The 18560-nt window shown below is 67.4% G+C and carries 19 protein-coding genes and 1 pseudogene; 13 read left to right on the forward strand and 7 right to left on the reverse strand.

The window, feature by feature from the left end; all coding sequences use genetic code 11:
* The first annotated feature begins 38 nt into the window (after positions 1–38).
* The 11 genes from ASC95_RS27960 to ASC95_RS28015 all read left to right on the forward strand — a co-directional run bounded on the left by ASC95_RS27960 (position 39) and on the right by ASC95_RS28015 (position 12171).
* Entirely contained in the window at positions 39–809 is a 771-nt protein-coding gene (locus ASC95_RS27960; protein ID WP_057300977.1) for a virB8 family protein, read from the forward strand.
* Entirely contained in the window at positions 806–1726 is a 921-nt protein-coding gene (locus tag ASC95_RS27965) for a TrbG/VirB9 family P-type conjugative transfer protein (protein ID WP_057300978.1), read from the forward strand. The genes ASC95_RS27960 and ASC95_RS27965 overlap by 4 nt, the downstream gene beginning before the upstream one ends.
* Positions 1723–3462, forward strand: a complete 1740-nt coding sequence (gene virB10 / locus ASC95_RS27975) for a type IV secretion system protein VirB10 (protein ID WP_235538078.1) — start codon at positions 1723–1725, stop codon at positions 3460–3462. Before ASC95_RS27965 ends, virB10 begins: the two co-directional genes overlap by 4 nt.
* Entirely contained in the window at positions 3459–4556 is a 1098-nt protein-coding gene (gene virB11 / locus ASC95_RS27980; protein WP_057300981.1) for a P-type DNA transfer ATPase VirB11, read from the forward strand. Before virB10 ends, virB11 begins: the two co-directional genes overlap by 4 nt.
* A complete protein-coding gene (locus ASC95_RS27985) occupies positions 4553–7234 on the forward strand; it encodes a type IV secretory system conjugative DNA transfer family protein (protein ID WP_082568180.1) in 2682 nt (893 codons plus the stop codon). The genes virB11 and ASC95_RS27985 overlap by 4 nt, the downstream gene beginning before the upstream one ends.
* 29 nt (positions 7235–7263) lie before the next feature.
* Positions 7264–8406 (forward strand): LPD7 domain-containing protein, encoded by a 1143-nt coding sequence (locus ASC95_RS27990; protein ID WP_057300982.1) that lies wholly within the window; start codon positions 7264–7266, stop codon positions 8404–8406.
* A 9-nt stretch (positions 8407–8415) separates the two neighbouring features.
* Positions 8416–9807 (forward strand): DUF1173 domain-containing protein, encoded by a 1392-nt coding sequence (locus ASC95_RS27995; RefSeq protein WP_082568181.1) that lies wholly within the window; start codon positions 8416–8418, stop codon positions 9805–9807.
* Positions 9804–10397: a hypothetical protein gene (locus ASC95_RS28000; protein ID WP_057300983.1), complete on the forward strand. Its 594-nt coding sequence runs from the start codon at positions 9804–9806 to the stop codon at positions 10395–10397. The genes ASC95_RS27995 and ASC95_RS28000 overlap by 4 nt, the downstream gene beginning before the upstream one ends.
* On the forward strand, positions 10394–11392 hold the full coding sequence (locus tag ASC95_RS28005; RefSeq protein ID WP_057301106.1) for a hypothetical protein: 999 nt from the start codon (positions 10394–10396) through the stop codon (positions 11390–11392). The genes ASC95_RS28000 and ASC95_RS28005 overlap by 4 nt, the downstream gene beginning before the upstream one ends.
* 155 nt (positions 11393–11547) lie before the next feature.
* Positions 11548–11817: a type II toxin-antitoxin system RelE/ParE family toxin gene (locus ASC95_RS28010; protein WP_057300984.1), complete on the forward strand. Its 270-nt coding sequence runs from the start codon at positions 11548–11550 to the stop codon at positions 11815–11817.
* A gap of 48 nt (positions 11818–11865) precedes the next feature.
* Positions 11866–12171, forward strand: a complete 306-nt coding sequence (locus ASC95_RS28015) for a HigA family addiction module antitoxin (protein WP_057301107.1) — start codon at positions 11866–11868, stop codon at positions 12169–12171.
* Positions 12172–12213: 42 nt separating this feature from the next.
* Here the strand turns inward: ASC95_RS28015 and ASC95_RS28020 are convergent, their stop codons facing one another.
* From ASC95_RS28020 to ASC95_RS28040, 5 genes are all read right to left on the reverse strand, one after another.
* Positions 12214–13542, reverse strand: coding sequence for a type II toxin-antitoxin system HipA family toxin (locus ASC95_RS28020; RefSeq protein ID WP_057300985.1), 1329 nt, complete (start codon positions 13540–13542; stop codon positions 12214–12216).
* A gap of 25 nt (positions 13543–13567) precedes the next feature.
* Positions 13568–13978 (reverse strand): helix-turn-helix domain-containing protein, encoded by a 411-nt coding sequence (locus ASC95_RS28025; protein ID WP_235538079.1) that lies wholly within the window; start codon positions 13976–13978, stop codon positions 13568–13570.
* Between the two features lie 220 nt (positions 13979–14198).
* Positions 14199–14726, reverse strand: a complete 528-nt coding sequence (locus tag ASC95_RS28030) for a phage integrase N-terminal SAM-like domain-containing protein (protein ID WP_082568182.1) — start codon at positions 14724–14726, stop codon at positions 14199–14201.
* Positions 14727–14940: 214 nt separating this feature from the next.
* Positions 14941–15267, reverse strand: coding sequence for a type II toxin-antitoxin system RelE/ParE family toxin (locus tag ASC95_RS28035; protein WP_057300986.1), 327 nt, complete (start codon positions 15265–15267; stop codon positions 14941–14943).
* Positions 15264–15548: a YlcI/YnfO family protein gene (locus tag ASC95_RS28040; protein ID WP_057300987.1), complete on the reverse strand. Its 285-nt coding sequence runs from the start codon at positions 15546–15548 to the stop codon at positions 15264–15266. Before ASC95_RS28040 ends, ASC95_RS28035 begins: the two co-directional genes overlap by 4 nt.
* A gap of 124 nt (positions 15549–15672) precedes the next feature.
* Here ASC95_RS28040 and ASC95_RS32135 point away from each other — a divergent pair.
* Positions 15673–15780: pseudogene (locus tag ASC95_RS32135) on the forward strand (integrase); the annotation flags it as partial.
* Between the two features lie 259 nt (positions 15781–16039).
* On the opposite strand, the gene ASC95_RS28055 reads toward ASC95_RS32135, so the two are convergent.
* The gene (locus ASC95_RS28055) at positions 16040–16612 is read right to left on the reverse strand and encodes a GNAT family N-acetyltransferase (RefSeq protein ID WP_057300990.1); all 573 of its coding nucleotides are present in this window, start codon (positions 16610–16612) and stop codon (positions 16040–16042) included.
* Positions 16609–17877, reverse strand: a complete 1269-nt coding sequence (locus ASC95_RS28060; RefSeq protein WP_057300991.1) for an MFS transporter — start codon at positions 17875–17877, stop codon at positions 16609–16611. The genes ASC95_RS28055 and ASC95_RS28060 overlap by 4 nt, the downstream gene beginning before the upstream one ends.
* Positions 17878–18236: 359 nt before the next feature.
* Here ASC95_RS28060 and ASC95_RS28065 point away from each other — a divergent pair, with 359 nt between their 5' ends.
* Positions 18237–18518, forward strand: a complete 282-nt coding sequence (locus tag ASC95_RS28065) for a hypothetical protein (RefSeq protein ID WP_057300992.1) — start codon at positions 18237–18239, stop codon at positions 18516–18518.
* Positions 18519–18560: the final 42 nt, after the last annotated feature.

Raw genomic sequence — 18560 nt, forward strand, 5'->3', positions numbered from 1 at the left:
CGGCCCTTCCCCACACCTCTTTGATCTGCGAGGTCCCCATGAATGCTGACCTGACGCCAGCAAGAGCTGCTGCATTGCCTGGTCGTTTTCGAGATACCGGTGAGCCCACTGCCGACGCGGCGATCGATGCGAACCGTGCCTGGGAGGTTGATCGTGCGCTGATGCTCGAGCGCTCCGAGCGCCGCGCCTGGGGCGTGGCCATCGCCGGCCTCGTGCTGGGGCTCACCGGCGTGGCGGCGGTGTTCGTGCAGGGCCCGCTGCGCCGTGTCGTGGAAATTCCTATCGTTGTCGATCGCGTGACCGGCGAGGCCACGGTGCAGCGACGTCTGGATGTCGAGAGCATCCCGCCGATGGAGGCACTCGACAAGCACAACCTTGCCAGCTTTGTGCGCGCCCGCGAGGGCTACAGCTGGATGTTCCTGCAGCGCGATTTCGACCAGGTCGCGCGGATGGCGGTGCCAGTGGTGTTCGCCGACTACAACCGACAGTTCGAGGGCGACGCCGCGCTGCACAAGAAGATCGGGGCCACGGAGGATTGGCGCATCAACATCGTGGGCGTGCGCCTGGCGGCGTCCGGTCGTGCGGGCAACAAGGGGGAAGCGACGGTCACCTACGACAAGGTGGTGCGCCTCGTCGAGCGCAACCTGCCCGAGGTCACGACGCGGCACGTGGCCAGCATCGTCTACGAGTACCAGCCCAAGGTGCTGGCCAAGGAGCGCGATCGCCTGGAAAACCCGTTCGGTTTCGTCGTCACGGCGTACCGGTCCGATGCGGAGATCAACACCGCCGCGCAGGGAGTCAAGCCATGAGACGCACTGCCTGGCTCCCGTTGATCGCTGGGCTCGCGCTGTGCGGCGCGGCCGCAGCGGCCTCCGAGGCCGCTGACCCACGCTTGCGCGAAGTGGTCTATGACCCGCGCCAGGTCGTCACGGTGCCGGTCAGGCGCGGCGTCGTGACGCTGGTGGTGCTCGACGCCGACGAGGCAATCACGGAGGTGGCTGCAGGCCTGGGGGGCGACTGCCTCAAGGCGGAATCCGCCTGGTGCGTGGCGGCGCAGGCCGGCGGACGCCATCTGTTCGTCAAGCCCAAGAGTCTGGCCAGCGCGGCGAACACCCTGGCTGTGGTGACCGACCACCGCACCCACAGCTTTCGGTTCGTCGTGTTGGCTGACGACGATCCCGCCGCCCCGGTCTACCGGCTCGTGGTGAAGACCCCGGCGCGCACAGCGGTCGCGGCGCAGCGCCTGCCGCCCGCGGCATCGCCGCTGGCCGTACTGCCAGCCCTGCCGCCGGTCCCGCCGGCGCACCAGCTCGTCGCCGAGCGGCTGCAGGCCAAGCCGCAGGTGGTGAACTGGCAGTACTCGGTGGCCGAGGCCGAGGGCTCGCAGGACATCGTGCCGAGCCTCGTCTTTGACGATGGCCGGTTCACCTATCTGCGTTTTCCGGGGAACCGCGAGGTGCCCGCCGTGTTCCATGTACTGGGCGATGGCAGCGAGACGCTGGTCAATGCGCGCATGGAAGACGAGCTGCTCGTGGTGGACCGCGTGAGCAGGCGACTGATGCTGCGCGCCGGCTCCGCGGTGGTGGGCCTTTGGAATGAGGCCTTCGATCTGGATGGCAAGCCCCCGCGCGACGGAACCACGGTGCCAGGTGTTCGTCGCGTGCTCAAGACCGAGGTCGACACCGACGCGTCGACCCCATCGATGCGAAAGGCAGTTGCACCATGAAGCGCAACACGAACAAGAGACGCGATCCTGAACGGGTCGCCGATGCGAATGCCGGTGCGGTCGCGGATGCCGGTGCAGGTGCAGGTGCAGGTGCCGGTGCCGGTGCCGGTGCAGGTGCAGGTGCAGGTGCAGGTGCAGGTGCAGGTGCGGTCGCGGATGCGGGTGCCGGTGCGGGTGCGGGTGCGGGTGCGGGTGCGGGTGCGGGTGCGGGTGCGGATGCGGATGCGGATGCGGATGCGGATGCGGATGCGGGTGCGGGTGCGGTTCTGGACGAAGACGAAGACGAAGACGATACGGCCGCGGTTGCGGACGTCAACGCGGGTGTGAATTGGGCTGCGCCTGTCGAGGCAGGTGTCGGAAAGAACGGGGCCTTGCCGGGGTACGGCGAGTTCGGTGCTCCGGACCTCGCAGGCCGCAGGCTCAGCCGGGTGTCAATGAAGGCGCTGGGGGCCCTGCTCGTGGTCATTGCGTACATGGCCGTCTTCGTCGTGCTTGGGATCCAGCGCAGGTTGTCAGGTCCCGACAGGGTCGATGCGGCTGAGCCGAGGCTGGCGCGCGACAAGCCGACCGTTGCCATGTCCGAGACTCGCAGGCTGGATTTTTCGGGGTCGCCACACGCCGGCAGCGCTGCGACTAGGGAACAGGTTCCTGCGCTGGTGCCTGCGACCGGCGAACTGGCCGAGCCCATCGGTTTTCGGCGCACGAGATCGACCTCACCAGAGTCGGGTCATCCAAAGGTGGCGCCCCCTGAGGATGCTTCCATCCTGCTGGTCACCACCCGGCCGGGGGCGGCTCCGGCGCCCGGGGCCTCGCTGCGGCGGGCGGCTCCGGCAGGCTCCGCAGAAGGCGCCGGCGCGCCCGAGGTTGACCCGGATGATTCCTTGGGAGCCACCTCGCGCAATCTGCAGGGATACCAGCGGCAATTGCAGGGCCTGCTCGAGCAGCTGACGAAGAGTGCCGCGTTGACGAGCGGCCAGCCCGGCGCTGCGCCGGCGGGTGCGCCTTTGGGAGGGACGGCAGGCGCCGCGCCGTTCGGCGGGCCTTCTGCCGGCGGCCTGTTCGCGGGCCAACTTCCAGGCTCCGTGACCGCCAGGGCGACGGCCGCGATGCTCGGCAACCGCAGCCTGACGCTGCCCAAGGGCGCTGCCTTCACCTGTGCACTCAAGACCCGGATCATCAGCGCCAACTCCGGGCTGGTGGGCTGCCAGGTTCAGCGCAACGTCTTCGGCGACGACGGGCGCGTGCTGCTGATCGAGCGCGGGTCCCACCTTGACGGCGAGTACCGGATCGCGTCGGTCCGCCCGGGCACCGTGCGGATCCCGGTTCTGTGGACCCGAATCCGCACGCCACTGGGTGTCACCGTGGACATCGATTCACCCGCGACGGGTCCGCTTGGCGAATCCGGTATCGACGGCCATGTCGACAACCGCTGGGGCGAGCGCATCGGCGCGGCGATGCTGCTGTCGCTGATCGACGATTCGGTGAAGCTTGTCGTCCAGGCCCAGGCGTCTTCCGGACATTCGGACCAGGGCGACACCATCGTGCTGCCGTCCACGACGGCCAACACCAGCAAGCTGGCCGAGAAGGTGCTGGACAGCACCATCAACATCCCGCCGCTGGTCTACCGCAACCAGGGCGGCATCGTCGCCATCTACGTCGCCCGCGATGTGGACTTCTCGTCGGTATACGACTTGAGGCCCACGGACGGCGAGGCGCGTCACGAGGAGCTGCAATGAACATGCTTGCTGACTTTGACGAGGGCGGCGACGCCAGCTGGTGTGGCGACGCCACGTCGGTGGTCGAGTTCCTGCGCCCGCTGCGCAACCGGCTGGACGCACCCGGCGTGCTTGAGGTCTGCGTCAATCGGCCGGGCGAGATGCTGGTCGAAACCGGTTGCGGCTGGCAGGCGGTGCCCGCGCCGGAGATGACGCTGGAGCGCTGCCTGTCGCTGGCCAGCGCGGTGGCCACCTTCAGCGACCAGCAGGTCAACCAGGAACGCCCGCTGCTGTCGGCCACATTGCCCAGCGGCGAACGCATCCAGTTCGTCATCCCGCCCGCCGTGACGCGCGGGACCGTGTCGATCACGGTGCGCAAGCCGTCGCAGCTGATCAAGCGGCTGGACGACTTCGAGCGCGAAGGCCTGTTCGAGCGCACCGGCACCGTGGCGCGCAAGTCGAGCGCGGAGATGCTGCCCTTCGAGCGCGAGCTGGCAGCGCTTAAGGACGCCGGCCGCTACGCTGAATTCCTGCGCCTGGCCGTGACCAAGCACCAGACCATCGTGGTCAGCGGCAAGACCGGCTCGGGCAAGACCACGTTCATGAAGGGCCTGGTGGAGGAGGTACCCCGCCACGAGCGCCTCATCACCATCCAGGACACGGCCGAGCTGACGCTGCCGAACCATCCAAACGTGGTGCACCTGTTTTACAGCAAGGACGCGCAGGGCACCGCGCGGGTGAGCGCCAAGTCGTTGCTGGAAGCCTGCCTGCGCATGAGGCCGGACCGCATCTTCCTGGCAGAGGTGCGGGGCGACGAGTGCTTTCATTTCGTGCGCCTGGCGGCCTCGGGCCATCCGGGCAGCATCACGAGCGTGCATGCCGGCAGCTGCGCACTCGCCTTCGAGCAGATGGCGCTGATGATCCGAGAGACCGGCGCCGGGGGCGGTCTGGCCCTGCGCGAGATCAGGCAGCTGCTCGGTCTGGTGGTCGACGTGGTCGTGCAGTTCGATCGCGATGAACGCGGCCGCTTCATCTCGGAGATCCAGTACGAACCCCGGCGCATGCGCCAGGACGTTGGGGCAGCCGGTTGTGACTGCCGTTCGGAGGCCGTATGAGCAGCATCGAAACACTGCCGTTCGCGGCTTGGCCCACCGCACGCAAGATCGTCGCGGGCGTGTTCGTCGTGATCGGCTCCGTCGCCCTGGCCTGCGCGGCCGCCTACGTGGCCGGCGTGCTCTTCCTGGTACTGAACAAGGCCGACCCACGCCAGGCGCACCTGACCAGCATCACCCACTATTGGGCTGTCTACGCCGACGATGTCCGGCTGCGCAAGAAGCTGCAGATAGCGACCGGTGTCTCGGGGTCTTGCCTGCTGGTCCTTGCGCCTGCAGGGCTGTTCTTCGCTGCACGCCGGCAGCGGCCGCTTCACGGCGATGCACGGTTTGCCAGCGCCGCGGAAGTTGCTCGCTCGGGACTGACCCGTAGCGACGGGCCCGGCATCCTCATCGCCCTCGATGGCGACAGGCTCCTGTCGCTGGGGGGCCAGCTTTCGGTGATGCTGTCCGCGCCGACCCGCTCCGGCAAGGGGGTGAGTGTCGTCATCCCGAATTTGCTGCACTGGTCGGATTCGGTCGTGGTGCTGGACCTCAAGGGCGAGAACTACAGGGTCACATCCGGCTTTCGTGCGCAGACTGACAACGCCGTCTTTGCGTTCTCTCCCTTTGACCCGAACGCGCGCAGCCACCGCTGGAATCCGCTGAGCGCGGTGCGCACCAGCCGGCTGCATCGCGTGGGCGATCTGCTCTCCATCGGGCAGGTGCTCTTCCCGAACGACGGCGGCGGCACCTCGTCGGAGGCCTTCTTCAACGACCAGGCACGCAATCTCTTCCTCGGCCTGGGTCTGCTGTTGCTTGAAACACCGGCCTTGCCGCGCACCATTGGCGAGATGTTGCGCCAGTCTTCCGGCCGGGGACTGCCGCTGAAGGACCACCTCGCCAGACTGATCGCGCAGCGGCGCGGTTCCAAGAAGCCGCTGTCAAGCGAGTGCGTCGACGCATTGCAGCGCCTGATGTCGAATTCGGAGAACACGCTGTCCAGCGTGATTGCCACGTTCAACGCGCCGCTGACGATCTTTACAGATCCGAAGGTCGACGCCGCCACCAGCGCCGACGACTTCAACCTGGCAGACGTGCGCCGCAGACGCATGTCGATCTATTTCCGCGTCCCAGCGGACCAGACAGCCAACGCCCGGCCGCTGCTCAGGCTCTTCTTCTCGCAGCTCGTCAGCCTGAACACCCGGGTCCTGCCCGAGGACGACAAGTCGCTGAAACTGCAATGCCTGCTCATCAACGATGAGTTCACCACCATGGGCCGGGTGGACGCCGTCACGCACGGCGCGGCCTTCCTGGCCGGCTACAACCTGAGGCTGCTGACCGTCGTGCAGGCGATGTCGCAGCTGGACGCGCTCTACGGTGAAAAGCAGGCCCGCACCTTCGCCACCAACCACGGCCTGCAGATCCTGTTCGCGCCGCGCGAACAGCGCGACGCCGACGAGTACAGCGCCATGCTGGGCCACTTCACGCAACGCGTCACCTCGCGTGGTCGCAGCCGGTCGTTCAGTGCCCGCGCGTCCAGCAGCGTGAGCAGCAACGAAAGCGATCAGCGCCGCGCGCTGCTGCTGCCGCAGGAGTTCAAGGAACTCGGCAGCGAGCGCCTGGTGGTGATTTTCGAGAACTGCCGGCCCATCCTGGCCGAGAAGCTCCGCTACCACCACCACGATGAGTTTCTTCACCGGTTGCTGCCGGCGCCGGTCGTACCACGCATGGACATGAAGGGACACCGGGCTTGGGTGAAGCAGCGCTGGCGCGCTGTCGAAAAGGAACTGGCCGCGGGGCAGGAGTTCAACATCGACCAACTCGCCGGCGACATCCACGGGCTGCCTCGCCTGGCGGAGCTCCCGCCCGAGAAGGCGGCGGACTTCCTGATCGATACGGTCAGCGACGCGCCGCCTGGCCAGCCAACGGCGGGCGGCTCGATCGAGGCCGCCCCAGACGCCGACGGGGTGCTCAGCGCAGAACCGGGCGTCCAACCTGCGACTTCAACGAGAACCTGGAGAACCGCCATGCGAAGGGGGCTCCCGCTGGTCACCTGTGTCCTCTTGTCGCCCTGGCTGCTCGCGCTGTGCGCCTGCGCCACGCCGCCCGGACCGCCCGGGCCGCCCAGCGTGGACGAATCGCGCCGGCGCCCGGCGAATGCCCGGGCGGATGTCGAACTGCAGATCTGCTCGAACGATTTGTACAACACGCGGCTATTGCAGGCGCAGGCGCAACGCCGGGCACAGACCGCTGTGGTGGCGCTGGAGCGCATTGCGGCGCACCAGCGCATGCTGGCAGCCGCGCAGGCGACGCTCGCCCCACCGGATTCGGCCAATCGGGTGTTCACCGTGCACTTCGGATTCGGGGACGCGGGCGTCGCCGTGCCGGACGACATCGCCACGGCCCTGGTGGAGTCCGCCAGGTCGGCGCCGCTGATCGTCCTGCGCGGTCGCACGGACGGAAGTGGCGACGCGCCCGCCGAGAGCCGCATCGCCCAAGCGCGAGCCACCGCGGTGCGCGACTACCTGGTGGCCGCCGGCGTGGATCCGGCGCGCATCCGCGCCACCTACCAGCCCTCGGGAGACCACCTGGCCGACAACGCCAGCGATGCCGGGCGGCGGCTGAACCGACGCGTGGAGATCGAGGTGTACGGCGTGCTGCCGGTGCCCTTCGATCCGGCTGCCTTCGCCCGGCGTTGAGCGCCAGGCCCTCTTTGCGGAGTAACGCCATGGAATCGGATCAATTTTTCTCTCCCGCCCGCCCATCGCCCTCGGGTGGCGCAGTCGAACCGGCGCACCAGCGGTCGACGACCGGTGCGTCCTCGGCCTCGGCGGAGCGTTTCGAGCTGCGCGACCGCGTCGCCGATGTGGTCCACCGGGCCGATTCGTTTTCGGAGATGGCGGCCAAGGCGGAGGAACTCGGCAGCACCCTTTTCGTGGCTGTGGCCGCGGACGGCAGGCGCACCTCCATCCAGAAGGTCGACGGCCAGTGGCAGCGCGGACCGCAGCGCCCCGCCTCGACGACCATGCCGGTGGAGCGAACGGGCCCGGTGGGGCCGTCGCCGACCCGTCGGGAAGTGCCTGAAACGCCAGCCGTACCGGCGACGACGGCGGCCCCGAAAGTCGAGGTCGCGACCGAGCTTGGCGATGCCGGTGCACAGCCGCGAAAGGAGGCGAAGGCCGAGCGCGCTTTGTTCGTCGCCGGGCTCGAAGCGGCCCTGGCCGAGCGCTACATCATCCGGCCTGCTCCAGCGAGCATCGGGGACCTCACCATCGGGCGCACGGAGTATCGTTTTCGGGGGGACAGCTCGCGCGTGGCCTTCACCGAAACGAACCTGCGCCTGGCCACGGACACCAACAGTCCATCGGTTTCCCGCTCCATGGTGGATGTGGCGCAGGCGCGCGGCTGGCGGGCCCTGCGCGTGTCCGGGCACGAGGACTTCAAGCGCCAGATCTGGCTGGAGGCGTCGGTGCGCGGACTCAAGGCCTTGGGGCATGAACCGAGTGCGCAGGACCTGGCACTGCTGCAGCGCGAGCGTGAGGCGCGCCTTGTCAACCGGGTCGAGCCGGCTGCGGATGCCGCGCACCGCACTGCCGCCGCGACCGGGGAGAAGGCATCGGCGCGTGGCAGCGGCAGTCGCAAGACGATGCTGGCGACCATGGAAGCTGTGTTGGTGGCCCAACGGGTGCCCGAGGCCAAGCGTGTCGCGATCATGGCGGCCGCCACCGAAAGGCTCGCGCAGCTCAGCAGCCAGGGCCAGGTACCCCAGGTCAAGGACCACGACAACGCAGCGCCCTCGCGCGCGGTCGCCACGCCGGCGCAGGAATTTCAGCGCACCCCCGAGCGGAGCGGACCGGGGTGGGAGCGCTGAGGTGACGTCATGAACGCGTCCACGGCGGCCTTCTCAGCGACCGTTACGACGGCCGTCACGGCGCCTTGTGCGGTCTACGAGGTCGACGGGCGGTCCTACGCCGTGGACTCGCGCGAGTTCGCGAACGTCGTCGCCCAGGCCCAGGCCTGCCGCCGGCGGCTGCGGTGCATGTGCCAGGCTGGCGGCGTGGAGATGTACGTCGCGCGGCTGGCGCCAGCGCAAGGCGGCTACATCGTCAAGCGCATGCCCGACACCGGCTGGCGCCATGCGACGCACTGCCCGTCCTATGCGCCACCGGCTGCGACCTCCGGCCTCGGTCAGCTGCTCGGCAGCGCCATCCTGGAGGATCCTGCGAACGGCGTGACCACGCTGAAGCTGGGGTTCGCGCTGAGCCGCATGCAGGGTCGTGTGGTGGCGCCGACGTCCGAGGGCAGTGGCACCAGCGTGCGCTCGGACGGCGCCACGCTGTCCTTGCGCGGGCTGCTGCATTACTTGTGGGACCAGGCCGAGCTGGCGCGCTGGCACCCGGACTTGGCGGGCAAGCGAAGCTGGGGCGTGGTGCGCAGCCACCTGCTTGAGGCGGCCGGCCAGTTGGTCGCCAGGCGCGAACTGCTGGTTTCGCGCCTGTACATCCCCGAACCCTTCTCCGTCGACCAGCGCGAAGCACTCTATGCCCGGCGGCTTGCGGCGTGGTCCTGCGCGGCTGCCGAACGTGCGGGCTGCGCTGCGCTCATGCTGCTCATCGCCGAAGTCAAGGAGATCGTGCCGGCACGCTACGGCTTCAAGGCCGTCGTCAAGCACCTGCCGGACCAGGCCTTCATGATCGACGAGTCGCTGTACCGGCGGCTCGGCCGCGCCTTCGAGACGGAGCTCGCGTTGTGGGCCACTGGCGAGGACGTCCACATGATCATGATCGCGACCTTCGGCGTGAGCGGCGGCGTCCCCTCGGTGCAGGAACTGTGCCTGATGCCGGTGACGCGCCAATGGCTGCCGGTCGACGACGGTTTCGGCAAGCAACTGGTGGACAAACTGGTCGCCCAGCGGCGTGCCTTCACGCGCAGCCTGCCCTACGAACTGCCTGCGAAGGTGCAGCGCGCGTTCGCCGTGCTGTCAGACTGCGGCAACCTGCCCGCGACACTCAGCATCGTGCGCGGGGATCAGGCGCCGCCGGACGCTGGCGCGGCGGACACCGACGCGGTCGCGCCGGGCTGGCTCTGGCACGCGCACCTGGAGCCCCTGCCTGCGTTGCCGGCGCGTGCGTCGGCCGATGCTGGCGATGCTGCTCGTGACCAAGAGGCGGCTGGCGGCATGGCGCCCGTGCCCGTCCTGCGCGACTTCGGGCCGGACGCAGGACGCACGGGGTCGCCGGCCGGTGGTTCTGGTGCGGGGAGCACACCATGAGCAAGGCTGCACGCAGCGCCGATCGTCCGCCCGCGATCGCCAACCGAGATCAGGTCCACGTCAATCTGCTGGGCCTGGGCCCTGTGCTGAGGGAGCACGCCGCGCGGCTGGGGCTCAGCGTCGGATGCGCGGCCCGGATCGCGATATCGCGCATGCTCGAAGACGAGGCCGGTGATCGTGAATTGGGCACAGACCGATCACTGGCGCTGGACGCCGACAGTGACCAGGGCGACAAGACGCGACTGCTGCTTCGCGTCTCGGCCGTACGCGCCGAGGCCTTGGCGGAGCGGGCGCGGGCATGCGGCGTTTCTCGTAGCCGCTATGTGGAAATGCTGATGGACGGGGACCAGCCGGCTGCTTTGCCGGCTGACCATGCGGCCATGGTCGCCGCGCTGATGAAGTCCACCGACCACATCGCCGTGCTCTGCGTCGACCTGCGGGCCTTCATGCACCTGCTGGGCACCGCGCCGGCGGCAGAGCTGGAGCCCTATCGCGCCCGTCTGCGCTCGCTCGTCGACGATGTCCGGGCGCATCTCAAACCTGCAGCCGTGCTGTTGGCCGAGCTCGAGGCCACGAGGAGATGGCGATGACGACAGGTCAATCAGTCGATGGCGTTTTGGTGCAGTGGGGCGAGCGGCTGTTCTATCCCCCCAACCGCATCGTCAAGGCCGACCTGACGCCGCGCCTGGACACCTTGACGCGCAGGAAGGCGGCCGTCATCCGCAAACGCATCGAAGCCCTGGTGGTGCGGCACGCGCCGGAGGTGATCGTCAAGGTCGCCGGCGGGGGCCGCGGCATGCGGGCCATCGCCGCGCAGTTCAACTACATCACGCGCAATGCCAGCCTGGAGATCGAGGACGACCGGGGGGTGCGCAGTGTCGGCAAGGAGGCGCTGCGCGACCTGGCTGACCAGTGGCGCTATGGGGGCGCGTTGATCGATGAGGTTTCCTGGCGGCGCGAGGCGCTCAATGTCACCCTGTCGATGCCGCGCGGCGTCGACCCGGACCTGGTGCTCCAGGCCGCTCGCGCGTTTGCCAGGGCCGAGCTGGCGGGCAGCCGCTACGTCTTCGCGCTGCACCGGGACCAGGCCCATCCGCATGTACATCTGATCGTGCGCGCACAGTCCAGATCCGGCGAGCGCCTCAACGTCTGGACCGAGCGGCAACGCTGGCGCGAGTCGTTCGCGACGCAGCTGCGCCATCTGGGCGTGGACGCGGAGGCGACATCGCAGCCCTGTCGCGGAGAAAACCGCAAGGCAGAGCCGGCGTGGCGTCGGCAGGCCCGGGCGACGCGGACCCTGCCTGGCGAGGAGGCACCCAAGAAATCAGGTGACCGTTACTACACGAACCGGGTCGAAGTGATGCAGGCGTGGGCCCACATCATGACGGCCCTGTCGAAGTCGTCAGACGCCCAAGAGCGTCAGCTCGCTCAAAAGGTCGCCGCCTTCGTTCGCGACACGCCTTTTGTCGTGGAAGCCATGGGGCCGAGGGACATTCAGCGGGTGCCCGCCGCGCAAAAGCATGCCGACAGGTCACGGGACGTCGAAGTACAGAGATCGCGAGCCGGGCCGGAAATCGAGTGGTGACGCCCGACCTGGAGCCGAACCGGACACGGCAGACAGTGGCCCAGCCATTGAGCGCCTGCTGGCCACGGGGGCACGGTGGTACATCGCGCCTGCGACACGGTTTGCCGCGTGACGCAAAATTGACTGTTAACCGGTTAACAGGTAATCTATCTGCCATGCCAATTCAGTCGTTCGCCTGTCCCGACACTGAGGCTTTGTTCACCACGGGCAAGTGTCGCCGGTTCGTCAACATCAAGAGCGTAGCCGAGCGCAAACTGGCCCAGCTCGACGCTGCGCCGTCGGTGAGTTTCATGAAGGCCCCGCCAGGGAATGACCTCAAGGAATATGACGGTGCTTGGCATGTGCGAATTAACGACCAGTGGCGGCTGACCTTCAAGTGGGGTGATAGCGGTCCCTACGACGTGCTCATCGAAGACCCGCATTAACCCCGGGCCTGACTGGCATTCAAGTCCTGAACTGCAATGGAGTGCATCATGTTCAAGAACGGTATGCGTCCTATCCACCCAGGTGAAATCCTGCTGGAGGACTACATCAAGCCCATGGGCGTCAGCGTGCGCGCCGTGGCCATGGCTCTGCATGTGCCTTACTCACGCCTGAGCGAGATCACCAAGGGCGAGCGCGGCGTATCGGCTGATACGGCCCTGCGCCTGGAGCGCTATTTCGGCAGCGAGGCCAAGGGCTGGTTGAACCTTCAGGCAGCCTATGAGTTGCGCGTGGCGGAGATCGAGAACGGCAAAACCATCGCCAAAGAGATCCAGCCGATCGCACTGGCCGCTTGACGATAAAACTCATCAACCGGCGCACCTGCCCGGGCCTGAGTCTCAGCCGGGGCTGAAAGGCCCCTTGCGGCGCGGCCGGGTGCCCTTGGTTGCGTAACCGGCCGGAGAAAACGCCTCCCGCTGCGCACGCAGTTCGTCACCATCGATTTGCTGGGCCAAGCTCTCGACGTCGTGCTGGGAGACGCCCTCAGATTCAAAGTGGACGCGCCAACTGCTGACGACATCGATCACGCGGACAACCTCTGCGGCCGCTTCTGCCGGCGTGAGACCGAAGAGACCCGCTTGCGACATGGCGTTGACCAGCGTCGAGTCATGTCCATCGGCGCCGCAGGCCAACTCTTGGTATCCCTGAGCTGAACCGGTCGGCAAAACATCGTAGGCCGGCGCGAGCTCGTACTTGCCGTTGGCTGCTGGCGCCGTGACCAGCAGCGCATGGTTTTTTTCGTGATCGTCGGTGTTGTCGATCAGGATGTTGAACACCATGCGACGGAAGAGTTCGCGCGCGTCCTTCTCGTTGCGGTCGTCCTTCGTGACGCCGGCGCGGCGCAGCAACTGGGCGAGTGCCGGATAGCTCAATTCGGGCTCCGCCTCGACCGCCGCGGCGCGCAACGCGGTGCCTGCAGAGATGCTGTGGATGCGGCCGCCATCGGTACGGTCGAAGCGCTTGACCGCCACGGCGTTGGCCGTCAGGAGCGAGATCATCCGGGTTGTCGCCACGGTGATGCCTGCCTTCTTGGCCAGCGTCATCGTCGCGTGCTCGATGAGGGGCGAGTCCACGGGTTCGCCGTTGAAGAATTTGATGACCCACTCGTGGCCGTCGATATTGATGAGCGCTTTCGGCTTGGCCCCACCAATGCTGCCGCCAGCCCGGATCATCTTCTGCTCCTGGTCGGACAACTCCTCGCTCGCCTCGATCTTTGCGGCGACCTGGCTGAGCGCCTCTGCCTGCTCGAGCCTGGGTAAGGCGCCAATTGCATAGGGTGCGTAGACGTCGCTGCTGGTCGACACGCTGAGCGCGCCGAACCGGTCGTCACCAGCGTAGTACAGGTACTCCATCAATGATTTGCGCTTCGGGTTGGCGATGACGCGAATGACTTTCTGCCCCCACCGGTCAGGGCGTGCGTCATCGACGGCTCCCACCGCGCGCTCGCCATCTCCTGTCAGGCGCCCGCGTGGCATGTGCGTGGCGTCGCTCAGAGGCAGGTCTTCGCTGAGGGGGAATCCGCTTGCGATCCACTGGGCGTCGTACTGAAGGGAGACCCCTTTTCCAGACGCGACCAGGCGCAGAGTTCCGACATGGCGCGGCACCGCGGGGTTGCCGAGGTACCAGAGATGCAGGTTGTCGTGGCGCGGAGCGGCTGGCTGTGTCATCTTCGCCTCGTGATGAGGGTTCAGATCACGAACGCTTGAGCCGTGCTTCGGCTGATGCCTGCGCGCGCCGCCTGCCCAACTCGCTAGCTTCCTGGACGCTGAGTTCGATGGCTCCTTGATCGGCCTCCGGTGCGGCCAGTTTGGTCAGCTGGCCATCCCGGTTGATGAGGAAGAGCGCGGTAGCCAGGATGCCCAAGGACACGCCAGGATCGCCGGCCTCCAAGCGTTGCAGCGTGGGGGTCGAGACACCCATGCGCTTGGCCCACGTCCTCTGGGATTCGCCACGCCGCAGCCGGGCCACAGCGAGGTCGGCTCCCAGCTTTTCAATGGCAGCAAGGGTAGCTGGGGGCAGCCTGCCCAATGCATTTGAAGCTTTAGTCACATCATATAGTTTATCAATAATAGGCACTCTGGCAATATATATGTTGTGATCCATTTTTTAGGAGCTTCGCTGCTCCTCGTCCGCCTAACCTGCAGCCCGCCAGCGATGCAGCGCATGCCACACTCACTAAAGAATCACATTTGCATCATGACGCGGTCGCCGCCCGCGTGGCGCAGCAGGTGGCGCTGCAGGGTTTGCAGCACCTCGGCACGGCATTGAACGGCGCGCCGTTGCGCAGCTTCCCGGGCATGGTCTTCACCAGCGAGATGTCCATTCAAGGAGGAGCCCGTGGCGTAGCGGTCCTTGCGGCCTTGCCCTGCTCGACACGCAAGGTCATGCGCTTGCTGTCGATGTCCGAGACCTTCAGCAAGACCACCTCGCTGACGCGCAGTCCGGTGGCATAGGCGACAGACAGCGCGGTCTGGCTCTTGAGGTTCGGCGCCGCGGCGATCAAGCGGGTGACTTCATCGCGGCTCAGCACGACGGGCATCTTCTGCGGCACGCGCACCGTCTGCACCTTGGAAATCAACTCGCTGCGGCCCAGGGTGATGTCGAAGAAGAACTTCAGGCCGACGATGGTGGCGTTGATCGTGATGGGTGAGGTGCCCTGGTTCACGAGGTACAGCTGGAAGCGGCGCAGGTCCTCGACCGTGGCGGTATCGGGCGAGCGCTTGAGGAAGTCGGCCAGCTTCTTGACGGCACGCAGGTACGCCGCGCGGGTCTTGAGTTCGAGCTTGCGCATGCGCATGTCCTCGGTCATGCGTTGGCGCAGCGGCGAGATGGCTTCAGGCGATGGGGTCATGGTCCTGCTCCTGTTGAAGAGCGAGGCGGGTTGCCTCGCAGCTCAACGGTGGCAGGAACGCTGCACCGATCAACTCCCGCTGCCGCCGCAGCGGCTACCGCGCGAGCGGTTTAGTCCTCGGGCACGAAGCTGCCAGGTCACTCAGGAAAGGCGATAAGCATGGCCGACACGAGCCGTCGCCTCGCGGCGTTGGCCCGCAGCCTGATGTCCGATTTCAGTGACGGTAGTCCTCTTCGCGCTGATGCCGAACAGCACCCACGACCACGTCGTTGCCGACGATTTCGAACAGCACAACATAGCCCGCGCCGCCAAACGGCACGACCAATTCACGCGAGCGGCCATTCCCCAGTTCCGCCTTCCGGCAGGTGAAAGGCGACCAGGACAGTAGACGCATCCCCTCGCTGATCGCGTCGAGCGCGCGTTGAGGCGTCGTCCAATCCGGCGTTTCACTTGCGAGCTCACGTTCGATGGTGAAGTCCTCCAGGCGCTGAAGGTCCACAACTGCCTCTTCGAGCAGCGTGACACTGTAGACGGGCTTCACCGGCCAGTGCGTTCAGCTGCTCGACGTTTCGCGTCGTCAAGGCGCCCCTGCAGGCCGGCCATGACCTCGTCGACCGTACGGCCGCCGCCTTCTTGCTTCCAACGCTCGATCGCCGCCTCGCCGCGGTTGACGAACTCCGCTTGCACGCGGCGCCAAGCTGCGGCCGCGACGACCGCCTGCTCGATAAACTGAGTCAGCGACTCTCCGTCCCGCAAGACGGCTTCGACTTCGGCCCGAACCTCGGGCTCGACGCGGATGGGGGGAAAGGTGGCGGAGCGCATCGCTCAAATGTATAGCAAACGTGCTACGCCGACAATCCGCATCCAAGCTGCCGACGCGCCATCCCTATAGACCCGGGCGGCCCCGGCGCATGCTTGCTGGCCCTCAACTCGATGGGAGACCATCATGGGATCAGCAGCCAACACCCTGTCGTGCGAGCCGTGGAACAAGGGCAAGATCGTCGGCCAGAAGGCACCGTTCAAGGTCAAGGACATCGGGGCACTCCGAGTCCGGTGCTCCTGTATCTCAGCGACGCCATCGTGCCGGTCCCCTACATGGCCGACTGGTTCTACAGCAACAACTGCGGCTCGGCGGCCCTGACCGTCGGGCCCTCGCCACCCGCCTCCGCTGCGAGCGCCGCCGAGGCCGCCCCGCCTGCGCCGCCTGGCGAAAACTGTCCGCGCACTCGTTGATCAGGCGATGGCCGGGCCGGGTGGCGCCCAGATTGACTGACCTGATCACGGCGGCGCCAGCACGTTTGGCGCCCCGGATGCTAGGGAATCCGGGAGTAAACGCAGATGTCACGGGGACGCCCATCCATGCCGAGAGCGTCGTTCTTCAGGATGCCTTCCAGCTCGAACCCGCACCGCTCGGCCACGGCACGGCTGCGCACGTTGCACGCGTCGCAGCGGATCTCCACGCGCCGTGCATCGAGCGGCCCGAAGGCCAGCACCGTCAGCAGGCGCACCGCCTCGCTGACATGCCCCTGCCCTGCCGCTTCGGGGCGGATCCAGTAGCCGATCTCGAATTTGCGCACCGTCCAGTCCATGCGGTGCAGGCCGGTGCCACCCAGCAGTCGGCCCGGGCTGCCGTCGGCGCGGCGGGCGTAGATGTGAAAGCACAAGTCGCGGCGGGCGATGAAGTCGGCCTGCATGCGGCGCACGACCATCTCCGAACTCTCCGCCGTCGGTGCTTCCTGGGCCCAGGGCATCCAGGGGCGCAGATGTGAGAGGGCCTGGGTGATGACGACGGCCAGCTCGGCGCCAACTCCGGCACGCGGCATCAGCAGCACGGTGCGCTCGCCGTCCAGCCGCTCGGGAATGTCGATCAGCAGCGGATCAGTCATGCGGTGAGCACCTCAACCGGCTTGGGCAGTTCGCGCACGCCGCGGATGACCGGGTGACGCCAGGCCAGCGCCGCCAGCAGGCAGGCGCCCACGCCCGAGAAGGCCAGCGCCGAGCGCAGGCCCATGTGCTCGCCCAGCCAGCCGCCGATCAGTGCGCCCGGCCCGGCCGGCAGCAGGATGAGCCAGCGCATGGTGCTCGTCATGCGGCCCAGCATGGGCGCGGGCGTGACGGCCTGGCGCAGCGACAGGAAGTTGATGAAGATCAGCACGGCGCCGAAACCGAAGGCAAACAGCATCACGCCAAAGCTGATGACGCCCAGTTGCCCGGTTGGCGCCAGCGCCAGTTGCAGCCAGCCGACGCCGCAGGCCGCATAGCCCAGCACCAGGCATGGCCCGGGGCCGATGCGGCGGCTGATTCGGTGGCCGAAGATGCTGGCCAGCACGGTGCCGGCTCCCAGCGCGACGTAGGACAGGCCGACCGTCTGCGGCGCCAGCTGCAGTTCGCGCGTTGCAAACAGGATCTGCACGACCAGGGCGGCGTTGTGGAAGAGCTGCCAGCCCCCGGTGGCGGTGGCCAGGCTGATGAGCAGCTTGTGCGAGCGCACGAAGGCCAGGCCCTCCTTCAATGAGGCCCAGAAGGCGCCCCGTGTGGTCGACAGCTGCTCCTGCACGCGGATGCCGCGCAGGATGACGGCCGACGCGAGCAGGGCCACGGCATCCACGGCCAAGGCCAGCGGTGCGCCCAGCAGCTTGATCAGCACGCCAGCCACGCCGGGCCCGACGACTTCGGCGCCAGAACCGGCCAGCGCGTTCTTGGCATGCGCCTCGACCAGCCGTTCGCGCGGCACCACCTGGGTCAGCACGATCTGCGCGGCGCTGCCAGCCGTCGTGTGCACCGTGCCGAGCACGAAGCCGACGACATAGAGCCAGCCCATTCCCAGCCAGCCCATCCAGGCGGCCAGCGGCACGGTGGCCACGGCGAAGGCCAGCAAGGTCTCACCGGCCACATAGACCGGCAGCTTGCGCATGCGGTCGAGCAGCACGCCCGAGGGCAGCGAGAACAGCACGAAGGGCAGGATCTCCATCGCCTGAAGCAGGCCCATCTGCGTGGGGCTGGCGTTGAGCAGCACGGCAGCCGTCAGCGGCAGGGCCAGCATGGTGACCTGGCCGCCAAGGGAGGAAATGAGGATGGACGACCATAGCCGCCGGTAGACCGCATCGCGCAGCAGATCGCCGGGCGCGAGGGTGAAGAACTTGGAGGACATGACGCTTGAGGCTCCGACAGGACTCGACGGGCGGGTCAGCCCCGCCGGGATGAAACGACGCGCAGGGGCGTCAGTCGAGGTCGAGCAACTTGGTCATGCGCTGCATGCTAGCAGCGCGGCTGCGCGGTGTCGCGTGCCGGCAGTCATGGCTTGCAGACGACAGGTCGCTTGGGGCGAACCGCCTCAGCCGAGCCTGGCCTGCGACCGTGAGGTGCAGGCGCATCGGCAGCCACACTGCCAGCCGCACTGCCAGCGCTTCTCAGTACCATAGCCACTCTTCCCGTGTGCGCTCCTCCTTCGTGCCCTGGAGCGCCTTGCTTGGCTGCGGGTCATGTCGACGCACTTGTACGGGGTGTGCCATGAACCGCGACTTCACAGCTCTGTATCAGACTTGGCGGGCAGCCGAAGCCCAATGCAAGGCGATCACGCGTTCGGTCTTCAGCACAGCGGCCGCAAGCAGCACGCTCGACGACGAGAAGCGCCGCGAGCTCGAAGCGGCCCGCACCGCAGCCCATGAGGCGCTGATGGCCATGCTGGGCCAGGCGTCGTCCGAAGCTGAGGCCGCCTCATGGCGGTTGGCAGTCAGTGATGGGGGCGATCTGCTTTGCCGGCGTGTCGCGGGGAACCGGACGGCCGACTGAGGGTTTCACGGAGATCGCTTCTCTCCTGCGCGCGCACACGAG

The organism is Pelomonas sp. Root1217 (assembly GCF_001425705.1).
Taxonomy (GTDB): Bacteria; Pseudomonadota; Gammaproteobacteria; order Burkholderiales; family Burkholderiaceae_C; genus Pelomonas.

Excerpts from the sequence above, each read along its gene's own strand:
- ASC95_RS27960 (WP_057300977.1), top strand. The coding sequence starts at position 39 with ATGAATGCTGACCTGACGCCAGCAAGAGCTGCTGCATTGCCTGGTCGT.
- ASC95_RS27965 (WP_057300978.1), top strand. The coding sequence starts at position 806 with ATGAGACGCACTGCCTGGCTCCCGTTGATCGCTGGGCTCGCGCTGTGC.
- virB10 (WP_235538078.1), top strand. The coding sequence starts at position 1,723 with ATGAAGCGCAACACGAACAAGAGACGCGATCCTGAACGGGTCGCCGAT.
- virB11 (WP_057300981.1), top strand. The coding sequence starts at position 3,459 with ATGAACATGCTTGCTGACTTTGACGAGGGCGGCGACGCCAGCTGGTGT.
- ASC95_RS27985 (WP_082568180.1), top strand. The coding sequence starts at position 4,553 with ATGAGCAGCATCGAAACACTGCCGTTCGCGGCTTGGCCCACCGCACGC.
- ASC95_RS27990 (WP_057300982.1), top strand. The coding sequence starts at position 7,264 with ATGGAATCGGATCAATTTTTCTCTCCCGCCCGCCCATCGCCCTCGGGT.
- ASC95_RS27995 (WP_082568181.1), top strand. The coding sequence starts at position 8,416 with ATGAACGCGTCCACGGCGGCCTTCTCAGCGACCGTTACGACGGCCGTC.
- ASC95_RS28000 (WP_057300983.1), top strand. The coding sequence starts at position 9,804 with ATGAGCAAGGCTGCACGCAGCGCCGATCGTCCGCCCGCGATCGCCAAC.
- ASC95_RS28005 (WP_057301106.1), top strand. The coding sequence starts at position 10,394 with ATGACGACAGGTCAATCAGTCGATGGCGTTTTGGTGCAGTGGGGCGAG.
- ASC95_RS28010 (WP_057300984.1), top strand. The coding sequence starts at position 11,548 with ATGCCAATTCAGTCGTTCGCCTGTCCCGACACTGAGGCTTTGTTCACC.
- ASC95_RS28015 (WP_057301107.1), top strand. The coding sequence starts at position 11,866 with ATGTTCAAGAACGGTATGCGTCCTATCCACCCAGGTGAAATCCTGCTG.
- ASC95_RS28020 (WP_057300985.1), bottom strand. The coding sequence starts at position 13,542 with ATGACACAGCCAGCCGCTCCGCGCCACGACAACCTGCATCTCTGGTAC.
- ASC95_RS28025 (WP_235538079.1), bottom strand. The coding sequence starts at position 13,978 with ATGGATCACAACATATATATTGCCAGAGTGCCTATTATTGATAAACTA.
- ASC95_RS28030 (WP_082568182.1), bottom strand. The coding sequence starts at position 14,726 with ATGACCCCATCGCCTGAAGCCATCTCGCCGCTGCGCCAACGCATGACC.
- ASC95_RS28040 (WP_057300987.1), bottom strand. The coding sequence starts at position 15,548 with ATGCGCTCCGCCACCTTTCCCCCCATCCGCGTCGAGCCCGAGGTTCGG.
- ASC95_RS28055 (WP_057300990.1), bottom strand. The coding sequence starts at position 16,612 with ATGACTGATCCGCTGCTGATCGACATTCCCGAGCGGCTGGACGGCGAG.
- ASC95_RS28060 (WP_057300991.1), bottom strand. The coding sequence starts at position 17,877 with ATGTCCTCCAAGTTCTTCACCCTCGCGCCCGGCGATCTGCTGCGCGAT.
- ASC95_RS28065 (WP_057300992.1), top strand. The coding sequence starts at position 18,237 with ATGAACCGCGACTTCACAGCTCTGTATCAGACTTGGCGGGCAGCCGAA.